This is a genomic window from Salimicrobium salexigens, assembly GCF_900156705.1.
GTDB classification, from domain to species: domain Bacteria; phylum Bacillota; class Bacilli; order Bacillales; family Halobacillaceae; genus Salimicrobium; species Salimicrobium album.
In genome coordinates this window covers 82,909-100,748 of sequence record NZ_FTOK01000008.1, presented here as the reverse complement: position 1 = coordinate 100,748, position 17,840 = coordinate 82,909, and the positions used below count along the sequence as shown (strand labels likewise).

The window sequence follows — 17,840 nt, the reverse complement described above, 5'->3', positions numbered from 1 at the left end:
AACGTATGGGGAAGTCTATCCACCCGGATGAGTACGACAGGGAAGAGATAAAGCCCTGGATAAGAAGATCTGCCAGGATAGGTTATATGGCCAAAGGCTGCGTCTACTTTATAGTGGGCCTCCTTGCTCTGCTTGCGGCTGCAGGTTTCGGCGGGAAAGCGACGGGGACATCCGGCATGTTCCAGTCACTGGCTCGTATACCGCTCGGCAACATCCTCGTCTGGCTGATGGGCCTCGGACTTTTCATGTATATAGGATGGGTACTGATAAAAGCGTTTCTGGATCCCAAAGGTGAAGGGAAAGGAATGGGCGGTCTGATAAAACGGTTCGCCTACTTTATCAACGCAGGCATTTATACTGTATTGGCAGTGCAGGCTATCGGTATTGCGGTCAATACCATCTCCGGCGGAGGAGGATCCGGGAATACATTATCGGCAAAGCTGTTACAGCAGCCTTTTGGAGCCTGGATTCTCGGCGGAATAGGAGCCGGTGTTATCGGTTACGGCGTCTATGAAATCACAAACGGCCTGACACAACGGTTTATGAAAGCATTCCTGATTGGGGACATGGACTATCATGAGAGGAAAATAGCTAAAAATACGGGCACTGCAGGGCTCGTTTCCCGTGGTGCTGTCTTTGGACTGATCGGTTTTTTCTTCATAAGGACCGCTCTGAGTCACGATCCGGGTCAGGCCAAAGGGCTGGACGGGGCGCTTTCGGAAATCGCCTCCCAGCCATTCGGACGCTGGATTCTCGGTTTCGTTTCGGCAGGTCTCATCCTTTACGGCATTTATCAAGTAACCCGGGGCAGATATGAACATATGCAGTTCGGGAAGAAAGAGAGGGAAAAGTCATGACGAAAGCAATGTTAATTATCAATCCTTCTTCCGGTCAGGAAAAGGGATTGAAGTTCGAAGAGCAAGCAGTGACTGCACTGAAAAAGCAGCACGAAGAAGTTACAGTGAAATATACGGAAGGGGAGGGGGATGCGACCCGATTTGCGGAGGAAGCTTCTTTCGGGAAGTACGACGCCCTCGTCGCCATGGGAGGCGACGGTACTATCAATGAGAGTATCAACGGTCTGGCGGAGAAAGACCACAAGCCCGTGTTCGGCTTCGTACCGCTCGGAACTGTAAACGATTTCGCTAGAGCTCTCGGTATACCGATGGATGAAAGGAAAGCTATCGGCGTTCTGGAAACGTCCAATACCCGATCCGTCGACATCGGCAAAATTACCGGTGAACGTTATTTCATGAATGTACTGGCCGTCGGTGCTATCGCGGAGGCTGTGTATCAGGTGTCCCCGGAACAAAAATCCAAATTCGGTCCTCTTGCCTATTTGATTGAAGGGGCGCAAGCCATCAGGGAAGAGACCCCCTTCGATCTTTCGATAGATTACGACGGAAAGAAATGGGAGGGGAAAGCCTATCTCGTCCTCGTAGCTCTGACAAATTCCGTCGGAGGCATCGAAACTTTCGCGCGGGAGGCGGAGGTAAACGACGGAGCGTTTCACGTATTCATTCTGAAAGAGTTTTCTCTGCCGAAAGTGGTCCAGCTCATCCCCGATCTGTTCAGGGGGGAGCTTAAGAGTAATGAACAGGTGGAATACTTCACCGCCACTGACATGAAAGTCGATACATCGCTCAATCTCGTCGTAAATATAGACGGGGACGAAGGGATGAAACTGCCGTTTGAAGCACGCCTGCTTCACAACGAACTGAACGTTTACGTGCCGGAGGAATAGCCGGAACCTGTGTAAGAAAAATAAGAATTTAAGCTGTCACAGCTCTTTTCCTATGTTAAAATAGTGCTTAAAATTCGGTTTCAGAAAAGGATGGGGCTATGAGCGTAAATAAAAGCGAGGGTCAAGTTATGGATAAATTAGTGACGGGGGAAGATATCCGGAAAGCTGCCAAAACAGTGGAAGAAGCGGCGATACGTTCTCCATTACTTAAAGATGAAGTTCTTTCCGCCCGCTATGACTGTAACGTCTACTTAAAAAGAGAAGATCTACAGCCGGTGCGGTCATTTAAAATACGCGGGGCATACAATAACATCAAAAACCTGAGTGATGGCGCCCGCGAAAAAGGAGTAGTGTGTGCCAGTGCCGGCAACCACGCTCAAGGGGTTGCACTTTCCTGCCAGAAGCTCGGCATCAGGGGGAAAGTGTTTATGCCGACGACTACGCCAAAACAGAAGATTTCCCAGGTTTCTTTCTTCGGGGATAAATGGGTAGACATCGTTATAACCGGCGATTCTTTTGATGATGCATACAAAGAAGCTCATAAAGCGTGCGAAGAAGAAGGGATGACGTTCGTGCACCCTTTCGATGACAAGCGGACGATAGCAGGTCAGGGCACCGTCGGGAAAGAAATCATAGAGGACATGGATGAGCCGATTTCCCATGTGTTCATGAGTGTAGGCGGTGGCGGTCTTTCTGCGGGAGTCGGCACGTACGTAAAAGAGAATTCCCCCGAGACGAAAATTATCGGTGTGGAGCCGGAAGGGGCGCCTTCCATGAAGATGTCTCTCGAGAGCAGGAAAGTGGAAACGCTCGATTGGATCGATAAATTTGTCGACGGGGCATCTGTGGCGCGGGTCGGTGAACTTACTTTCCAGATTGCCCGACAGGTTATGGAAGATGTCGTATGCGTTCCGGAAGGGAAGGTGTGTACGACCATTCTGAACCTTTATAACGAGAACGCGATCATCGCGGAACCGGCCGGAGCCCTGCCGGTAACGGCTCTCGACTTCTACCGGGAAGAGATAAAAGGGAAAACGATCGTTTGTGTCATCAGTGGAGGGAATAACGATATTTCCAGAATGCAGGAAATGAAAGAACGTTCCCTCATCTACGAAGGACTGAAGCACTATTTTATCGTCAATTTTCCACAGCGGACCGGAGCCCTCAAAGAATTCGTGTTCAACGTCCTGGGTGATACGGAGGACATCACCCGGTTTGAGTATACGAAGAAGAACAACCGTGAAAAAGGACCGGTTCTTGTCGGTATTGAACTGAAACAGTACGAAGACTACCACGGCCTTATCCGGCGGATGGAAGAACACGGATTCACGTATACAGAGTTGAACAAAAATCAGGAGCTTTTCAATCTTTTAGTGTAAAAAAGTTTAACGAATAAAGGCTTTCTCTTTTTACCAGGGAAAGTCTTTTTTGCGTAAAAGTCTCATCTTTGTGATAATGGAGACGACAAAGACAAAAGAGATGTTTTTGACAGACGGAGGGGCAAGTAATGATAGAAATCAAAGGTGAAAAGACCATTCTGCGGGAACCTTACAAAGAAGATATAGATGTGCTCTATTACTGGCAGTTTGAAGAGGAGGAACAGGCCTCAAGAGAATGGAATGGGCCGTATATTCCCGAACAGCATGCAACGAAAGAGGAATTCTACCAAAGCTGGGAACAGCAGTATTATATTATGGAAGGCGTGCCGAGCTCTCTCGTTATTGAAATTGACGATACAGTTGTTGGAGCTGTCGGTTCGTACTGGGTCGATCCGAACACGGACTGGCTGGAAACGGGGATCGTCATTTATGATAAACACTACTGGAACGGCGGTTACGGCTCGGAAGCGTACCAGCACTGGATCGATTATCTGTTCGAAGCGACTGGACTGCACCGGCTCGGTTTAAGCACCTGGTCCGGAAATTCCCGTATGATCCACGTCGGGGAAAAAGTGGGCATGCTTGAAGAAGCCCGTGTCCGTGAAGCCCGGAAAGTGGACGGAGAATTCTTTGATGCGGTGAAGATGGGCATCATGCGCAGCGAATGGCAGAAGACCAGAGGCAAAAGTCCTTCCTGAAGGCCTTGTCTCTGGCCTTTTTTATGCCGGGAAAGAAAAAGGGGGGTTGCATATGCAATTGACCATAAGCTACTTGTATAAAGTGCCGAAGGGGCCGGTTATCACCTGTTTTACGGAGGAGATGAATATTGAAACGGCCCTGGAGCTGGAAGCGGATCTTCAGAAAATGGGCCGTGTCCGTGAAATAGTCTTTCAGAATAACAACGGGGAAAGATTTTTGCGTAAGGAACTTAAGGCATTCATAGAGAAAATACAGACCGAGCCGCACGATGTATATGTCTATTTTGACGGTGGCTATGAAATAGAGTACGGACGGGCGGGACTGGGCTGTGCGATCTATTACGAAAAGAGCGGGGAGAGGTACCGCGTCCGGAAAAATGCCCTCGTGGACGAGCTGACCTCAAGCAACGAGGCTGAGTATGCAGCACTGCACCTGGCTGTCCAGGAACTGGCCATGCTCGGAATACGTTACCAGCCGATCTGCATAAAAGGAGATTCACGTCTTGTGATTAATCAGATGAAAGAAGAGTGGGAGTGTTACGATCCGGTTTTTCTGACCTGGGCAGATCGTATTGACGCCAGGCTGGCAGAAAGCGGGCTGGAAGCGACTTACCTCCATGTCCCCCGGAAGGAAAACAGCGAAGCCGATCGTCTCGCCACGCAGGCACTCGATGGGGTACAGATTGAAAGTCAAATAGTAATCGAGCAGCCATAAACGCGGAGTACCTTTATAAAAAATACGATAATCACCCGTTATTTCCCCGGAAATACTTTGTAACCGAAGGTCCGGTGGTGATATAGTGAAAACTGGATGCAGCCGAGCGCACCGGCGCCTGTAGGGGGAGATAGGATGGGAAAGAATGCGGATACTTTTTTAAGTGCCTATAACCGGATCGATCAGCACCTGAATCGCTGGAAAGAAACAGAGGATTACATCCCTTTCGCTTCACTGGTCAATTACTTCAGCAAACGGAATGCGGTGGTCAAGCGGTTTCAAAATGATCTGCTGGAATTTGCCGAACTGCGCAATGCAATCGTACATAACAGGGTCATGCCCAATTATATTATTGCGGAACCGCATGAAAAAACGGTGGAGCATATTTTGAACATTGAAGCGGAACTTACCAGACCGAAACTCGTTATACCGGCTTTCAGCAGGTATGTTCAGACTTTTCATCTGGACGACACTCTCGCTTCCCTTCTCGCAATCGTGAAGGAGAAGGAATTTTCCCAGTTTCCCGTATACGGAAACAGCGGCTTCAAAGGGCTCCTGACGCCGCGGGGGATTACTCAATGGTTATCCTCCCATATTAACGAGGAGCATTTGAATCTGAACGGAACGACGATCGGGGAAGTGCTGGCTGTAGAAGTCCGTAAAGATCACTACAAATTCATAAGTCGCAAAACGACCGTGCACCAGGCTGTGGATATGATGAAAGGGAACCCTTCGAGCAGTTTCCGGCCGGAAGCGATTCTCATTACCGAGAATGGCACTCCGAATGAGAAACTTCTCGGTATCATTACCCCGCATCACATTATCGGAGAATCGTAAACAGGGAAGAGGTGTTTTTGCATGCAGCCTCTCTCCTGTTTTTTCAGTTTTATTTTGATAGCGGTTACATATCGCGCGCGTTCGTGTACTCTTCGGGGCCGGATAACATAAAAGTTGAGCAATATAACAAAATGTGTCAGTTACAGAGAAAGGAGGGGCTTTTATGCTTTTATTAACTGCTTCGGCAGCAGTCATACTTCCGTTTTTATTTTTGGTGGTATTTCGTATGGCTGCAAAAAAAGGAATGGCATACAGTGCGGTTCTTGTGCTTCTGCTCGCCTACACCATATGGGGGATGAACGGAAAGGTGATTGCTGCCTCGGTACTTGAAGGAGGTCATAAAGCTTTAACGATTCTGTTCATTCTGTTCGGAGCGATTGTACTTTTGAATACTTTGCGGCGGACGGGAGCGGTCGACCGTATCAATCAGGGATTCCGCAATATTTCACCTGACATGAGAGTTCAGGCGGTTATCGTCGCGTTTCTGTTCGGCTCTTTGTTGGAAGGAGCGGCCGGATTCGGTACGCCGGCAGCGGTTACGGGGCCTTTACTTGTGGCTCTCGGGTTCAATCCTCTTGCAGCTGCCACACTCGCTCTTGTGGCGGATAGTGCAGCTGTACCGTTCGGAGCTGTCGGCACGCCGCTGCAGGTGGGCCTCAGCAACCTGCCCGGTGCGGACGGAACGTTATATAATGAAGTGGCTGTAAGGATTACACAAATCGATATGTTCACCGGATCCTTTGTACCTCTGGTTCTCGTTGTGCTGCTTACGATGTTCTTCGGTAAGAACAGGAACTGGAAGGATGTGCTTGAGATAGCCCCCTGGGCTCTTGTCGTCGGTTTCGTTTATACGTCGTCCGCATTATTATACGCTACGCTGTTCGGTTTCGAGTTCGTAGCTATTCTTGCTGCTCTGACAGGTCTTCTGACCGCTTCGGTTACCGCCGGGAAAGGGTGGCTCGTCCCGAAAAGAGTGTGGATGGATGCCAAGCAGGAAGGGACAGAAGAGAAGTCTTCGGACATCTCTCTCGTTGCTGCCTGGGCCCCGTACGTCCTCATCGTAGTATTATTGTTACTGACACGGATTGTGCCGGTCGTGAGAGATGCGGCGAAGACGTGGATTGATGCGACGTGGCCGGATATTCTGGGAGTGGAAGGGATTACGTCCGCATGGGAGATTCTCTATTCTCCGGGAAGCGTACTTGTGCTGGCTACTATAGCCTCGGTGTTTATTCAGAGGAAACCGTTCCGTCACTTTCTGGATGCTTCCCGGGAGTCGTTATTCTCAATGAAAGATGCCGCTCTTGCTCTTTTTGCGACGCTCGCACTCGTCCAGGTATTCTCCAATTCCGGTATGAATACGTCAGACTTTGTCAGTATGCCGCAGTACATTGCAGGTTTTCTGTCCGAAAATCTTGGCTTCATGTGGCTGATTGTAGCGCCGTTCCTTGGGGAAATCGGTTCATTCATCACCGGAAGTGCAACGGTCTCCACACTTACGTTTTCCCCGGTCCAGTTCAATATCGCCGAGCAGGCCGGCCTCGGCATGCGCACGGTACTGGCCCTGCAGCTTCTCGGAGCGGCGGCGGGTAACATGATCTGCGTACATAACGTAGTAGCTGCCGGAACCGTCGTCGGTCTTTCCGGGAAAGAAGGGGAAATCATCCGTAAGACGGTTATCCCTGCCCTGCTGTATGGACTGATGACGGGCGTCGTCGCTTATCTGCTCTTTTAACTGTTCCATACACCGGCCCAAAATTGAAAAGACACAACTGCACCGAATAGGCTTCGGTGTTGTTGTGTCTTTTATTTACGGTGTTCATTTAGCTCTGTGGATTATAAAGCGATCAAGAAACGAGTTTCCTGATATCCTCTTCCGCTTTTTTCGGTGAAGTCTGAGGAGCATAGCGCTCTACGACATTCCCGTCCTGGTCGACGAGAAATTTAGTGAAGTTCCATTTGATGCCATCACCGAGCATGCCGCCTGACTGTTCTTTCAGGTGCCTGAAAAGTTCGTGCGTGTCATCTCCGTTCACTTTAATCTTCTCATGCATAGGAAATGTCACCCCGTAGTTGAGACGACACTGTTCCGCTGCATCCTGTGCGGACCCCGGTTCCTGATTGGCGAACTGGTTGCTCGGAAACCCGAGAACGACGAATCCCTCGTCCTGGTATTTCTTATACAGCTCCTCCAGTTCATCAAACTGTCCCTTCAGACCGCATTTTGTGGCAGTGTTGACGATCATCAGCACTTTCCCTTTATAGGCATCCAGACTGTAAGTTTCCCCGTTCTCTTTCGTAACTGAAATATCATGTACGCTCATCATAGATCCTCCTTTTCCTTATATTTTACCGAAAAAGCGAGGTTATTAGTAATGATATGAATCGCTTTATTTCTTGATGCTTGAATTCAAGATTTATATCAGTATTCACTGGTACTCCATGTTTACGAAAGGGTGGGGAGAATCGATATATCCTTTAACTTTCCTGGCCTTCGTATCTTCCCCGTTCAGCCAGTCTTCAAAGTTGAAAAGCATCGGCAGCCGGTCCGCTCCGTGGGTGAACCATGCCTGCTTTTTCTCCGGCAGATAGGCGGCTGTATGAATTGTGCCTGCCCAGGCTCCGTACTTGTAGGAAAAAACCTGTTCATCCGTATTGTTCAACAGCTGATAGGAACTGTAAATATCTTCAGGCACGGCGTCTTCCATAGCCTGATAGCGGCCGAGTGAATCATCCATACGGTAGCGGTTTTCCTCTGTCAGTTTGTGAAAGTGATTGGTGCTTATATTCCCTTCCCTCACTTTCACGTCACGGGCCGAAGCCTCTGCGACGACGGAACGGCCGGAAGAGTCGAGGAGTACATAGCTGAAAGCCCGGCGATGCGGGATGTTCTTCAGTAAATCGATCGCTTCTTCGATCGTCCGGCTATTCTCAAGGATCATACGTCCAATCATATTACAGAGAAATCCGGTATCCGAGCCGACACGGTTGATGAAGTTGTACCCCATGGAGAGTCCGTGCTCGTTCATCCCGTCTGTCCGTCCCGTAATCTGCATGGAAGGTCCGATCGTCGCGTAACCTCCATCCGTCGGCTGGTACAGCATATAACGGCCTTCGTAAGCGACGGGGTCACTGTCATAGTTTCTGACAAGCACATGCTCATTCGTATAAATGGAGCAGCCGCTTTTACCGAATTCAAGATAGTAACCGCCGAAGTTCTGGATGGCTGTCTCCATCGAAAGATCCAGCGCATCGGCAAGCCCGCGAATTTCGTCCCATATGCCGGGGGAGAAGCGGTCGAACATACTTTTTATTTCATCGAAATCTATAATGAAATGACGGTCTCTTTTCCCTTCCCACTGCTTATCCCGATTGGCGAGGATGGGAGAGTTCCGGAGCCATTCGCCCTGCCGGAAACCGAAATCGTAATGGGAACCTCTGAACTGGTATACGTCGCTGTAGACTTGTCTCACGATAGTACAATCCCCTTTGGTTAATAACGTAGAATTAAGTGTAAAGAAAAGAAAGAACTCCTGCAATTTATTTGTTTATCGGTTCAGCCCTGGCGGGGCAACGATTCGAAAAGTTTTGAAAACTGTTCACTAATAAACCGTTTACAACGTTTAGCCTTGCGCTTTAGTAGGAATATAGTACTGTAAGGAAAATTTTAAAATGGAGGAGATGCCACATGACCAAAAAGATCCTGATAGCTTATGACGGAAGTGAACTCAGTAGACACGCTGTCGAGGAAGCTAAAACCCAGGCCGTTAAGGCGGATCATCGTGAAATCCACTTACTTTCAGTCATAAATACGACGGGGCCCGCGACAAATGCCAAAATGGCCGAAGACATAGGTAAAGAGCTGGCCGAACGGTTTGAGAAAGAAATGGAAGCAATTAAAGTGGAACTCGAACAGGAGGAAGACACGTCAGTGGTGACCCAAATATCTTATGGAGAGGAAGAGGGAAACCCGGGCCAGAAGATTTGTGCGTATGCCAAAGAGCATGATGTGGATCTCGTTATTGTAGGAAGCCGCGGGCTTGGAGGAGTTAAGAAACTGCTTCTCGGCAGTGTAAGTAACAACGTAGTTCAAAAGTGCACGAAACCCGTGCTGGTCGTTAAATAACAGTGTGAGGTCCGTATATGAAAAAAGTCGCGAGAGGGGTTTTTTGAGCGCTGACTCAGAAACCCCTCCTTTAAACCGTTTACAACGTTTAGCCTTGCGCTTTAGTAGGAATATAGTACTGTAAGGAAAATTTTAAAATGGAGGAGATGCCACATGACCAAAAAGATCCTGATAGCTTATGACGGAAGTGAACTCAGTAGACACGCTGTCGAGGAAGCTAAAACCCAGGCCGTTAAGGCGGATCATCGTGAAATCCACTTACTTTCAGTCATAAATACGACGGGGCCCGCGACAAATGCCAAAATGGCCGAAGACATAGGTAAAGAGCTGGCCGAACGGTTTGAGAAAGAAATGGAAGCAATTAAAGTGGAACTCGAACAGGAGGAAGACACGTCAGTGGTGACCCAAATATCTTATGGAGAGGAAGAGGGAAACCCGGGCCAGAAGATTTGTGCGTATGCCAAAGAGCATGATGTGGATCTCGTTATTGTAGGAAGCCGCGGGCTTGGAGGAGTTAAGAAACTGCTTCTCGGCAGTGTAAGTAACAACGTAGTTCAAAAGTGCACGAAACCCGTGCTGGTCGTTAAATAACAGTGTGAGGTCCGTATATGAAAAAAGTCGCGAGAGGGGTTTTTTGAGCGCTGACTCAGAAACCCCTCCTTTGTATCATTGCAGATAGTTTCAGGGGAAACGCACGTTTTGAACATATGTACAATATAGGAGGCTAATGATGGTGAAAAGAATGAACCTCGGCACGAGCGACCTGAGTGTGCCGGAAATCGGACTCGGCTGCATGCGTATGGCCGGGATGACGAAAAATGATGCACGTGCAATGATAGATAAGTCGATGGACCTCGGTATCGATTTCTTCGATCACGCCGATATTTACGGAAAGGGTGAGGCTGAGAAGGCGTTCGCAAGCGCGATTGAACCGTCCCTGCGCGAAAAGATGGTTCTGCAATCAAAGTGCGGAATCCGGGATGGTTTCTTCGACTTTTCCAAGGAACATATCATATCTTCGGTGGAAGGAAGTCTGAAACGTCTGAATACAGAATACTTGGATGTATTACTGCTGCACCGTCCCGATGCTCTTATGGAACCGGAGGAAGTGGCTGAAGCCTTCACTAAACTGGAGAACGACGGGAAAGTCCGTCATTTCGGTGTCAGTAACCACAATCCTATGCAGACAGAGCTGCTGCAGGAAACGGTTGATCAGGAGCTGATCGTTAACCAGGTGCAGTTGAGTCTTATGCAGACGGTAATGATCGATCACGGACTGAATGTGAATATGGAGAATAGTTCAGCAGTAAACCGGGACGGGGAAATCATCGAATACAGCCGTCTGAATAATATTTCACTTCAGGCCTGGTCCCCTTTTCAGCATGGTATGATTGAAGGCGCCTTCGTCGGAAACAGTGATTTTCCGGAAATCAATGAAAAACTGCAGCAGGTCGCTTCCCGCTATGGTGTGACCGATTCGGCTATCGCCATCGCATGGATTCTGCGTCACCCTGCAGGCATCCAGCCGATTGTCGGTACGATGAACAAACAGCGTCTCGAAGATATTGCGAAAGCGTCGGAAGTGAAACTTACGAAGGAAGAGTGGTACGAGCTTTACCGCGCTGGGGGTAATGATCTGCCATAATATAATAAAAGCAGGAACCCTGCGGGAGCAGCCTCCCGGGATTCCTGCTTTTATTTTTCCGGGAAAAATCAGGAAGAACCGCCGGAAGAGATAGCTGCTGCACCTGCTGCTGCATAAACGGCGGCATTTGTGGCGTCTACGGCCTCATTTACAGCTTTTCCGTAAGGATTGCGCTTCGTCCATGCTTTGATCTGTTTTTTCTTCGCGCGCGCTTCTTTCTTAGGGAAAACTTCCTTCACGAGATCACAGGCATTAATCAGGCTGAGCAGAATGAGTGTACGTTCGTCCGGGAGGTCGGTTTCTTCCAGGGCTTCCGTTACCCTCATGCGGATATCCTCTTCTTTTGTGTTATCAGAAGCGGGGTAGGTTACCCAGGTGAAGATACCGAGAAAGCTGTGATGACTCTCTTCAAGTATCCCCTTCTCCACAAGACGGGAAGACATGGTTTTTTGCCGCTTTCTCATCCGGTTCCCGAACTTCTCGACCCAGACTCTGATTTTACGGTCTTTTTTAGAGTTTTTAATTTCCTGGAATACGTCGTTTAACAGAGGATCATCAACCGGGGCGGGATTTATGACGGTGAGTTTCTTCCCTTCAGCTGCGACGCGTTCATTTAATGCAAGTTCGCTGATGAACGCTCCCGCCAGCCCGAATTTCAGGGAAGAGGAAGCCCGCATAGTTACCGAGCCTTTCCGATCATGCAAAGCGAGAAGCAGAAGTTCTTCTGCAATAGTCAGCATAACTATTCCTCCTTTTAAATAATGTACGGAAAGGGAAAAGTTTCAAAAAATAAAGCTGATGCCCTTCTTCATCATTTAGGAGGGCATCAGCTTTTATCAGTCCTGATTGTCACGGTCTTTCCGATATTTCTTCTCGCTCTGAGAATCTTTCATGAATTCTTTTTTCTTTCTGTTCCCTTTTTCATCGAGTTCGAGCGCTTCCATAGGAATATCGTCCGTCAATTCTTCTTCTTTGAATTTCTCGGCAAGGTCCGTACGTTCTTCTTCGTTTATCATTTTCCTGTTGTTATCAACGTTGTGGTCTTTATTTTTTCCACCCATCATGTCACCACCTTTAAGAATGTTCCTACTCTCACGATTCCTTTTTCTTCCGGATGTTAAACTTATTTTCTGCGGCGAACAGACGGGAGAGTTCGATGATCGTTTCAGTGGCTTTCTCCATGTTGTCGAGTGAAATGTACTCGTATTTACCGTGGTAATTTTCGCCGCCGGTGAAAATATTAGGCGTCGGGAGCCCCATGAAAGAGAGCTGAGACCCGTCTGTTCCCCCGCGGACCGGGCGTATGAGCGGCAGGATACCTTTATTTATCATTGCCTGTTCCGCTGCATCCACGATTTCGAATACGGGTTCAATCTTTTCACGCATGTTGTAGTACTGATCTTCCATGTAAAGCAAAATGGCTGACTCGCCATACAGGCGGCGAAATTCTTCCACCGTTTTTTGCATGTAGTTCTTTTTCGCTTCAAATTTTTCGTTATCGTGGTCACGAATAATGTAGGAGAGAACGGCGTGTTCCACATCGCCTTCCATGCCGAGCAGGTGAAAGAAACCTTCCTTCTCTTCCGTATATTCCGGTGCTTCGAAAGCGGGCAGGGAGGACGCGAACGTCATCGCCATTTTTGAAGCATGAATCATTTTGTTTTTCGCCGATCCCGGATGGACGTTGCGCCCCTGGAACTGGATAGTGGCAGAAGCTGCGTTGAAGCTTTCGTATTCAAGTTCCCCGAGTTCCCCTCCGTCTATCGTATAGGCGAAGTCGGCACCGAAGCGTTCGACGTCGAAGTGGTGAGGGCCCTTTCCTATTTCTTCATCGGGCGTAAAGGCGACCCGTATTTTTCCATGAGGGACTTCCGGGTTATGGAGCAAAAAGTTCATCGCCGTCATGATCTCGGTCACCCCTGCTTTGTTGTCGGCTCCGAGCAGTGTGGTACCATCTGTCGTGACAAGCGTATGTCCTGCGTATTTGTGCAGGGAAGGAAAATCATCGGGGGAGAGGACGGTATCGTCATTCAGACTCAGCTCTCCTCCGTCATAATTCTTCCAAACCTTTGGGGAGACACCGCTCCCGGTAAAGTCCGTTGCTGTATCGATGTGCGCAAGGAAGCCGATGACAGGCAGATCTTTATCAGTATTTGAAGGCAGGGTGGCCATGACGTAGGCTTTCTCATCGATGGAAACTTCACTCATACCGATTGTTTCCAGTTCTTCCGCCAATTTGTTCGCAAGCTCCCACTGCTTGTCTGTGGAAGGTGTAGTTTCCGATGCTTCATCCGATTGGGTATCTATCTTTACGTAACTGATAAAGCGCTGCAGCAATTCTTCTTTCATGATAGCTCTCTCCTTCGGGTTCAGTATTTGAGTGTTTCAAGGAAATCCGAATAGATGGTGCGGTACAGGGACAGGTCCGGCTCTTCGGTTTCCGGAACTTTTCCGAGTACCGGGAGTCCGGTTGTTCGTTCAAGCATCTCGGGGTTATGACGAATGCCGATGGACGGAAATTCGGGGTAGCGGTTAAGCACGATCCCCCGGAGATCCACATTCTTCCCGCGGGCATAAGAAGCTGTTATCGTCGTCTGGTTAAGAGTCCCGATATCGGCATCTGCAATCAGAAGCCCCGGCAGCCCTAGGTCGTTCATCAGTTCAGGGGTCCCGTACTGTTCGTCAATCAACGGAACGGCAATTCCCCCGGAGCCTTCCACGATGACGAGATCATGCATTTTCTCCAGGTAGGAGAAGTCGCGAAGAATACGGTCGGGTTCGATGAGCGTACCTTCAAGGGAAGCGGCGAGATGGGGGGACACTTTCGACTTGAACAGATATGTACACAGTACATCCCCGAGCCCGGGTTCATAGACCTCCCGGTATCTGTCAGCGTCCGGGGAGGTTCCGGCCTCTGTCGCTCCGCACTGTACGGGTTTGTACGGAACAGCATCGATCCCCTTTTCCCTGAGGGACGCTACGAGTGCAGTGATGAATGAAGTTTTTCCTACATTTGAATGGGTTCCTGTTACGAATATACCTGGCATTGATCTCTTCCTTTCTACATTTATCCTACCAGAAAAAACATACGGCAGAAAAAAGAAAACGACCCGCACCGGGGCCGTTTTCATGAAAATTATCCGTTGAAGATATTCTGGTTCAGCTCATGGTCTTTAATGTTCGCCTGAGGAAGCATGATTTCTTTGAAATCGAACTCTCTTAAATCTTCCCCTTTGTCTATCAGATTTGGAAGATCCGGGTTGGCGAGAGCTCCGGTTCCTACTGCGATAAGGTCCGCCTGTCCTTCTTTCAGAAGCTGGGCCGCTTTCACCGGATCGGTAAGTTTACCGTTGGCGATGACCGGCAGGCCGCTGAACAGTTTTGCTGCTTCAGCCAGCGTTTTCGTATTTTCTCCGAAAGAAGACGCTGCAGCATCAGGGTCTGTAGTGTGAACAAAGTCGAGAGGCGCATTACCGAGAGCTTCGAAAATTGTGCGTGCCTCTTCTTCACCCCCTGCCCACTTGTGTTCTCCGTCGGCTGCTTTCGCCTGCGAAATACGGATATCTACAGGGTAGTCTTCACCGACGGCAGCACGGACTTCTTCAATCACTTCAAGAACGAATTTAACTCTGTTTTCGGGCGAGCCGCCGTATTCATCGTTACGGAGGTTAAAGTAATCCGTGAGGAACTGGTCGAGAAGATAACCGTTCGCTCCGTGCAGTTCCACACCGTCGAATCCCGCTTCTTTAGCGCGAAGGGCACTGTGAACAAAACTTTCTTTCACTTCTCTGAAATCGTGATCATCCATAGCGCGCGGTACCGGGAAAGGGCCGGAACCACCGTAAAAGCTGAGTTGTTCTCCCTTAGGCTGCACGGCAGAAGGTGCGATAGATTCATCGGAGTATCTGTTCGCTTGCATCTGCGCTCCGGCATGCATTAACTGCGCAATAATAGCCGTACCTTCTTCATGAACAGCATCCACAATCGGTTTCCAGCCGTCGGCATGGATGGCTGTGGCCAGACCGGGCTGGTGGCTGTACCCCTGGCTGAAGCTTTGATCGGGATAGATCCCTTCCGTCACAATCGTGCCGAACCCGCCTTTGGCGAATCGGGTGTAATAGTCTTTCATCGTATCATTCGGCTGTCCGTCCTCTTCTGCACTGACGCGTGTCATCGGTGCGACGACAAACCGGTTCTTAACGTTCTGGTTCAACAAGTCATATTCTCTGAATAGCATATCGTTATTCACTCCTTAGGTGAAAGATTAGTGTCACCATACTTAAATGGCAATATCCGTTTTTCTCGATTTCAAAACATATAGGCCGATCAGCCAGGAATGTACCATAGTTTATAAGAACGTAAGAGCAAACGCACGTAATCTGTTTGGCCCAAAAAGAGAATGATCCGTTGGTCTGTGCTTACCCGGGGACGTAGGACGGAAGAAAATCGTTTTACCATACAAAACGTTATCCGTATGTATGATAATATTAAAAATAAACGAGAGACATAGAGCCGAAAGGGAGGAAAAGATATGTTGAAACGAATCGATCATATTCAACTTGCAGCACCGGAAGGCGGGGAAGAGAAAGCTCGGGAGTTCTTCGGAGATATACTCAGCATGGAAGAGGTGGGGAAACCGGATAGTCTTCGGAAAAACGGGGGCGTCTGGTTCAGTCTCGGTGTCCAGCAGCTGCACATCGGTATAGAAGAACCGTTCACTCCCGCCCGGAAAGCCCACCCGGCGTTTGAAGTGGACGACCTGCAGGAAGCAGTGGACACACTTGAGGACCGGGGTGTGGCAGTGAAGAAGGATGACAGGCTCCCGGGAGCAGAGCGCTGTTATATACAGGATCCGTTCGGCAACAGGATTGAACTGCTGCAATGGGTAGACTGAACAGGACTTCTACGATAGGTGGGGAGGGATAACATGAAAGCAAAAACGAAAAAGAACTGGATTATCGGGTATGAAATTACGCTCGTATTCCTCGCTTTGGCTTCCGTATTATTCATATGGACGGAGAATCCAATACTTCTGGCTATCAACCGGTACGTCTGGATCATCTTCTTCACGGACGTCCTCATAAGATTTATAGCAGCAGAAAAAAAGTGGCAATACATAAAAAAGAACCCTATTGATATCATTGCGGCCCTTCCTCTCGACGCTATTTTCCAGACAGCAAGGATTGTACGATTGTTCCGCGTTCTGCGCTTTTTCGCCGTCTCACGGAAATACCTCGGCACTCTGTTCTCTATCATTAAAACGAACGGACTGGATCTCGTGCTGAGTGTCTCATTTATCCTTGTTTTTGGAGCGGCAATCGTGGTCAAGGAATTCGAACCCACAATCACCACTTACATGGACGGCGTATGGTGGTCGGTCGTCACTACCACTACAGTAGGGTACGGCGACATCTCTCCGGAGACGGGGATAGGGCGAATGGTCGCTATCGTCCTCATGCTTGTCGGAATCGGTCTCATCGGGATGATCACCAGTTCCATCACCACTTTCTTTCTGACAGACGGAGTAAAAAAAGACGAGAAAGTGGAGTTTATCCAGAAGCAGCTCGATCATTTCAATGATTTGAGTGACCAGGACGTGGAGCGCCTCATAGCGATGCTTCATGAAATGAAAGGAAAAGGTTCCGGTGCTTCAGAAAAGGAGAGTGAGCTGGAATGAGCTGGAAGTCGGGTCACGGGACAGTAAACAGTCATTCTCTCGAGGAAGACGAAATTTGGTATCAGTTCACAATGTTTTTTTACAAAAGTAAAAAGACCCAGACGTATAAGTTCGGTCTTCTGAAAGCATTGATTGAGAATTTATATAACGCTGATTCCCGGCTGCAGTTGACGTATGATCAGATCGGGTATTCTTTTGTAAAAACGTACTGGAACCTGGTGGTCAGGCACGGACTGAAACAGGGGTCGCAAAATTCAGGGGTGGCGGCTGCTGTTCTGAGGGCCCGTGAAGAATGGCAGTTACCGATAGATTTGAGTTTTGACCAGCTGCAGGCAGGAGATCAGGTTTACGTCCTGGAGTGTGCGAAGCCAATTATGAAGAAATATGTCTTTGGAGCTTTATACAGTGATTTTGAAGGGAAGTTGTATGGTTTTGACAGACGAAAACAATCTGAATACTTTCAGTTCCATCCGGATTCGCATTTGTTTCTGTTGAAATATCAGCGGCTTGTCACTGATCTCGTAAATTATCATCTGGCAAAAATGATAGAGCATTATAATCCTGTAACCCGTGAGTTTCTGTTGCGAAAAGTGGAAAGTGTGGCTCAGCGGGAGTCGCTCCATCCCTATAGAGATATTCTGTTGTCACGATTTGAAAATAGCTGCTTTTATTGCGGAAGATCTTTACACCTTTCCCAAAACCAGACTCACGTCGATCACTTTATCCCCTGGTCTTTCATCCAGTCGGATAATATATGGAATCTCGTATTATCATGCAGGGCCTGCAACTTGAATAAAAGCGATAAATTGCCCGATTATAATTATTTAGAGTGTATTTTAGAACGTAATGAACACTTAAAAGCGGAGCCCGTACTCCTCTACGAGGACCGCAGCCTATACAACTACCGGCCGGAAAAATTGAAGTTACTGTACGAATACTCGGAACAGAACGGTTTTGAAGAAAGATGGTCTCCATGAACGAAGAAAAAGAGCTCTGCCAATTTCGCAATGATTGGCAGA

20 protein-coding genes are annotated in these 17,840 nt (G+C 48.5%); 13 read left to right on the top strand and 7 right to left on the bottom strand.

The features are described from left to right. Nucleotides 1-5: 5 nt before the first annotated feature. The 7 genes from BW931_RS10685 (at nt 6) to BW931_RS10655 (ending at nt 7,108) form a co-directional block, all read left to right on the top strand. Complete coding sequence (locus tag BW931_RS10685) at nt 6-857, top strand: DUF1206 domain-containing protein (protein ID WP_076572194.1); 852 nt, start codon at nt 6-8, stop codon at nt 855-857. Beyond that, nucleotides 854-1,744, top strand: coding sequence for a diacylglycerol/lipid kinase family protein (locus BW931_RS10680; RefSeq protein WP_076572191.1), 891 nt, complete (start codon nt 854-856; stop codon nt 1,742-1,744). The genes BW931_RS10685 and BW931_RS10680 overlap by 4 nt, the downstream gene beginning before the upstream one ends. Nucleotides 1,745-1,872: 128 nt before the next feature. Next, nucleotides 1,873-3,123 carry a threonine ammonia-lyase IlvA gene (gene ilvA, locus BW931_RS10675; RefSeq protein WP_076572240.1) on the top strand — a complete coding sequence of 417 codons (1,251 nt, stop codon included), beginning with the start codon at nt 1,873-1,875 and terminating at the stop codon, nt 3,121-3,123. Nucleotides 3,124-3,251: 128 nt separating this feature from the next. Beyond that, nucleotides 3,252-3,821 (top strand): GNAT family N-acetyltransferase, encoded by a 570-nt coding sequence (locus BW931_RS10670; protein WP_008589005.1) that lies wholly within the window; start codon nt 3,252-3,254, stop codon nt 3,819-3,821. 52 nt (nt 3,822-3,873) lie between these two features. Continuing rightward, complete coding sequence (locus BW931_RS10665; protein WP_076572189.1) at nt 3,874-4,536, top strand: reverse transcriptase-like protein; 663 nt, start codon at nt 3,874-3,876, stop codon at nt 4,534-4,536. Nucleotides 4,537-4,671: 135 nt separating this feature from the next. Next, complete coding sequence (locus tag BW931_RS10660; RefSeq protein ID WP_076572187.1) at nt 4,672-5,373, top strand: CBS domain-containing protein; 702 nt, start codon at nt 4,672-4,674, stop codon at nt 5,371-5,373. A gap of 163 nt (nt 5,374-5,536) precedes the next feature. Then, the gene (locus BW931_RS10655) at nt 5,537-7,108 is read left to right on the top strand and encodes an L-lactate permease (RefSeq protein WP_076572184.1); all 1,572 of its coding nucleotides are present in this window, start codon (nt 5,537-5,539) and stop codon (nt 7,106-7,108) included. Between the two features lie 112 nt (nt 7,109-7,220). Here BW931_RS10655 and BW931_RS10650 read toward each other — a convergent pair whose 3' ends face one another. Both BW931_RS10650 and BW931_RS10645 read right to left on the bottom strand, forming a co-directional pair. Continuing rightward, nucleotides 7,221-7,697, bottom strand: coding sequence for a glutathione peroxidase (locus BW931_RS10650; RefSeq protein ID WP_084193922.1), 477 nt, complete (start codon nt 7,695-7,697; stop codon nt 7,221-7,223). 105 nt (nt 7,698-7,802) lie between these two features. Continuing rightward, nucleotides 7,803-8,846, bottom strand: coding sequence for a C45 family autoproteolytic acyltransferase/hydrolase (locus BW931_RS10645; protein ID WP_076572180.1), 1,044 nt, complete (start codon nt 8,844-8,846; stop codon nt 7,803-7,805). Nucleotides 8,847-9,061: 215 nt separating this feature from the next. On the opposite strand from BW931_RS10645, the gene BW931_RS10640 reads away from it, so the two are divergent. The 3 genes from BW931_RS10640 to BW931_RS10630 all read left to right on the top strand — a co-directional run bounded on the left by BW931_RS10640 (nt 9,062) and on the right by BW931_RS10630 (nt 11,144). Beyond that, the gene (locus tag BW931_RS10640; protein WP_076572178.1) at nt 9,062-9,499 is read left to right on the top strand and encodes a universal stress protein; all 438 of its coding nucleotides are present in this window, start codon (nt 9,062-9,064) and stop codon (nt 9,497-9,499) included. Nucleotides 9,500-9,652: 153 nt separating this feature from the next. Then, the gene (locus BW931_RS10635; protein WP_076572178.1) at nt 9,653-10,090 is read left to right on the top strand and encodes a universal stress protein; all 438 of its coding nucleotides are present in this window, start codon (nt 9,653-9,655) and stop codon (nt 10,088-10,090) included. 142 nt (nt 10,091-10,232) lie between these two features. After that, on the top strand, nt 10,233-11,144 hold the full coding sequence (locus BW931_RS10630; protein WP_076572238.1) for an aldo/keto reductase: 912 nt from the start codon (nt 10,233-10,235) through the stop codon (nt 11,142-11,144). A 68-nt stretch (nt 11,145-11,212) separates the two neighbouring features. On the opposite strand, the gene BW931_RS10625 is transcribed toward BW931_RS10630, so the two are convergent. The 5 genes from BW931_RS10625 to BW931_RS10605 form a co-directional block, all read right to left on the bottom strand. After that, nucleotides 11,213-11,884 (bottom strand): GOLPH3/VPS74 family protein, encoded by a 672-nt coding sequence (locus tag BW931_RS10625; RefSeq protein WP_076572176.1) that lies wholly within the window; start codon nt 11,882-11,884, stop codon nt 11,213-11,215. Between the two features lie 96 nt (nt 11,885-11,980). After that, entirely contained in the window at nt 11,981-12,205 is a 225-nt protein-coding gene (locus BW931_RS10620) for a hypothetical protein (RefSeq protein WP_076572174.1), read from the bottom strand. 31 nt (nt 12,206-12,236) lie between these two features. Next, complete coding sequence (pepT, locus tag BW931_RS10615) at nt 12,237-13,493, bottom strand: peptidase T (RefSeq protein ID WP_076572172.1); 1,257 nt, start codon at nt 13,491-13,493, stop codon at nt 12,237-12,239. Between the two features lie 20 nt (nt 13,494-13,513). After that, nucleotides 13,514-14,191: a dethiobiotin synthase gene (gene bioD / locus BW931_RS10610; protein WP_076572170.1), complete on the bottom strand. Its 678-nt coding sequence runs from the start codon at nt 14,189-14,191 to the stop codon at nt 13,514-13,516. A gap of 89 nt (nt 14,192-14,280) precedes the next feature. After that, nucleotides 14,281-15,381: an oxidoreductase gene (locus BW931_RS10605; protein ID WP_076572168.1), complete on the bottom strand. Its 1,101-nt coding sequence runs from the start codon at nt 15,379-15,381 to the stop codon at nt 14,281-14,283. 294 nt (nt 15,382-15,675) lie between these two features. Here BW931_RS10605 and BW931_RS10600 point away from each other — a divergent pair, with 294 nt between their 5' ends. Genes BW931_RS10600 through BW931_RS10590 form a run of 3 tightly spaced genes read left to right on the top strand, consistent with a single transcriptional unit; the run spans nt 15,676 to nt 17,798 of the window. Continuing rightward, nucleotides 15,676-16,038, top strand: a complete 363-nt coding sequence (locus BW931_RS10600; protein WP_076572166.1) for a VOC family protein — start codon at nt 15,676-15,678, stop codon at nt 16,036-16,038. Between the two features lie 33 nt (nt 16,039-16,071). Then, nucleotides 16,072-16,821: a potassium channel family protein gene (locus BW931_RS10595; protein ID WP_076572164.1), complete on the top strand. Its 750-nt coding sequence runs from the start codon at nt 16,072-16,074 to the stop codon at nt 16,819-16,821. Next, entirely contained in the window at nt 16,818-17,798 is a 981-nt protein-coding gene (locus BW931_RS10590; protein ID WP_076572162.1) for an HNH endonuclease signature motif containing protein, read from the top strand. The genes BW931_RS10595 and BW931_RS10590 overlap by 4 nt, the downstream gene beginning before the upstream one ends. Nucleotides 17,799-17,840 lie beyond the last annotated feature (42 nt).

Coding starts and splice junctions, on each gene's coding strand:
- BW931_RS10685 (WP_076572194.1), top strand. CDS start 6: ATGGGGAAGTCTATCCACCCGGATGAGTACGACAGGGAAGAGATAAAG.
- BW931_RS10680 (WP_076572191.1), top strand. CDS start 854: ATGACGAAAGCAATGTTAATTATCAATCCTTCTTCCGGTCAGGAAAAG.
- bioD (WP_076572170.1), bottom strand. CDS start 14,191: ATGCCAGGTATATTCGTAACAGGAACCCATTCAAATGTAGGAAAAACT.
- BW931_RS10650 (WP_084193922.1), bottom strand. CDS start 7,697: ATGAGCGTACATGATATTTCAGTTACGAAAGAGAACGGGGAAACTTAC.
- BW931_RS10605 (WP_076572168.1), bottom strand. CDS start 15,381: ATGCTATTCAGAGAATATGACTTGTTGAACCAGAACGTTAAGAACCGG.
- BW931_RS10665 (WP_076572189.1), top strand. CDS start 3,874: ATGCAATTGACCATAAGCTACTTGTATAAAGTGCCGAAGGGGCCGGTT.
- BW931_RS10635 (WP_076572178.1), top strand. CDS start 9,653: ATGACCAAAAAGATCCTGATAGCTTATGACGGAAGTGAACTCAGTAGA.
- BW931_RS10620 (WP_076572174.1), bottom strand. CDS start 12,205: ATGGGTGGAAAAAATAAAGACCACAACGTTGATAACAACAGGAAAATG.
- BW931_RS10655 (WP_076572184.1), top strand. CDS start 5,537: ATGCTTTTATTAACTGCTTCGGCAGCAGTCATACTTCCGTTTTTATTT.
- BW931_RS10640 (WP_076572178.1), top strand. CDS start 9,062: ATGACCAAAAAGATCCTGATAGCTTATGACGGAAGTGAACTCAGTAGA.
- BW931_RS10595 (WP_076572164.1), top strand. CDS start 16,072: ATGAAAGCAAAAACGAAAAAGAACTGGATTATCGGGTATGAAATTACG.
- BW931_RS10590 (WP_076572162.1), top strand. CDS start 16,818: ATGAGCTGGAAGTCGGGTCACGGGACAGTAAACAGTCATTCTCTCGAG.
- BW931_RS10660 (WP_076572187.1), top strand. CDS start 4,672: ATGGGAAAGAATGCGGATACTTTTTTAAGTGCCTATAACCGGATCGAT.
- BW931_RS10625 (WP_076572176.1), bottom strand. CDS start 11,884: ATGCTGACTATTGCAGAAGAACTTCTGCTTCTCGCTTTGCATGATCGG.
- ilvA (WP_076572240.1), top strand. CDS start 1,873: ATGGATAAATTAGTGACGGGGGAAGATATCCGGAAAGCTGCCAAAACA.
- BW931_RS10670 (WP_008589005.1), top strand. CDS start 3,252: ATGATAGAAATCAAAGGTGAAAAGACCATTCTGCGGGAACCTTACAAA.
- pepT (WP_076572172.1), bottom strand. CDS start 13,493: ATGAAAGAAGAATTGCTGCAGCGCTTTATCAGTTACGTAAAGATAGAT.
- BW931_RS10600 (WP_076572166.1), top strand. CDS start 15,676: ATGTTGAAACGAATCGATCATATTCAACTTGCAGCACCGGAAGGCGGG.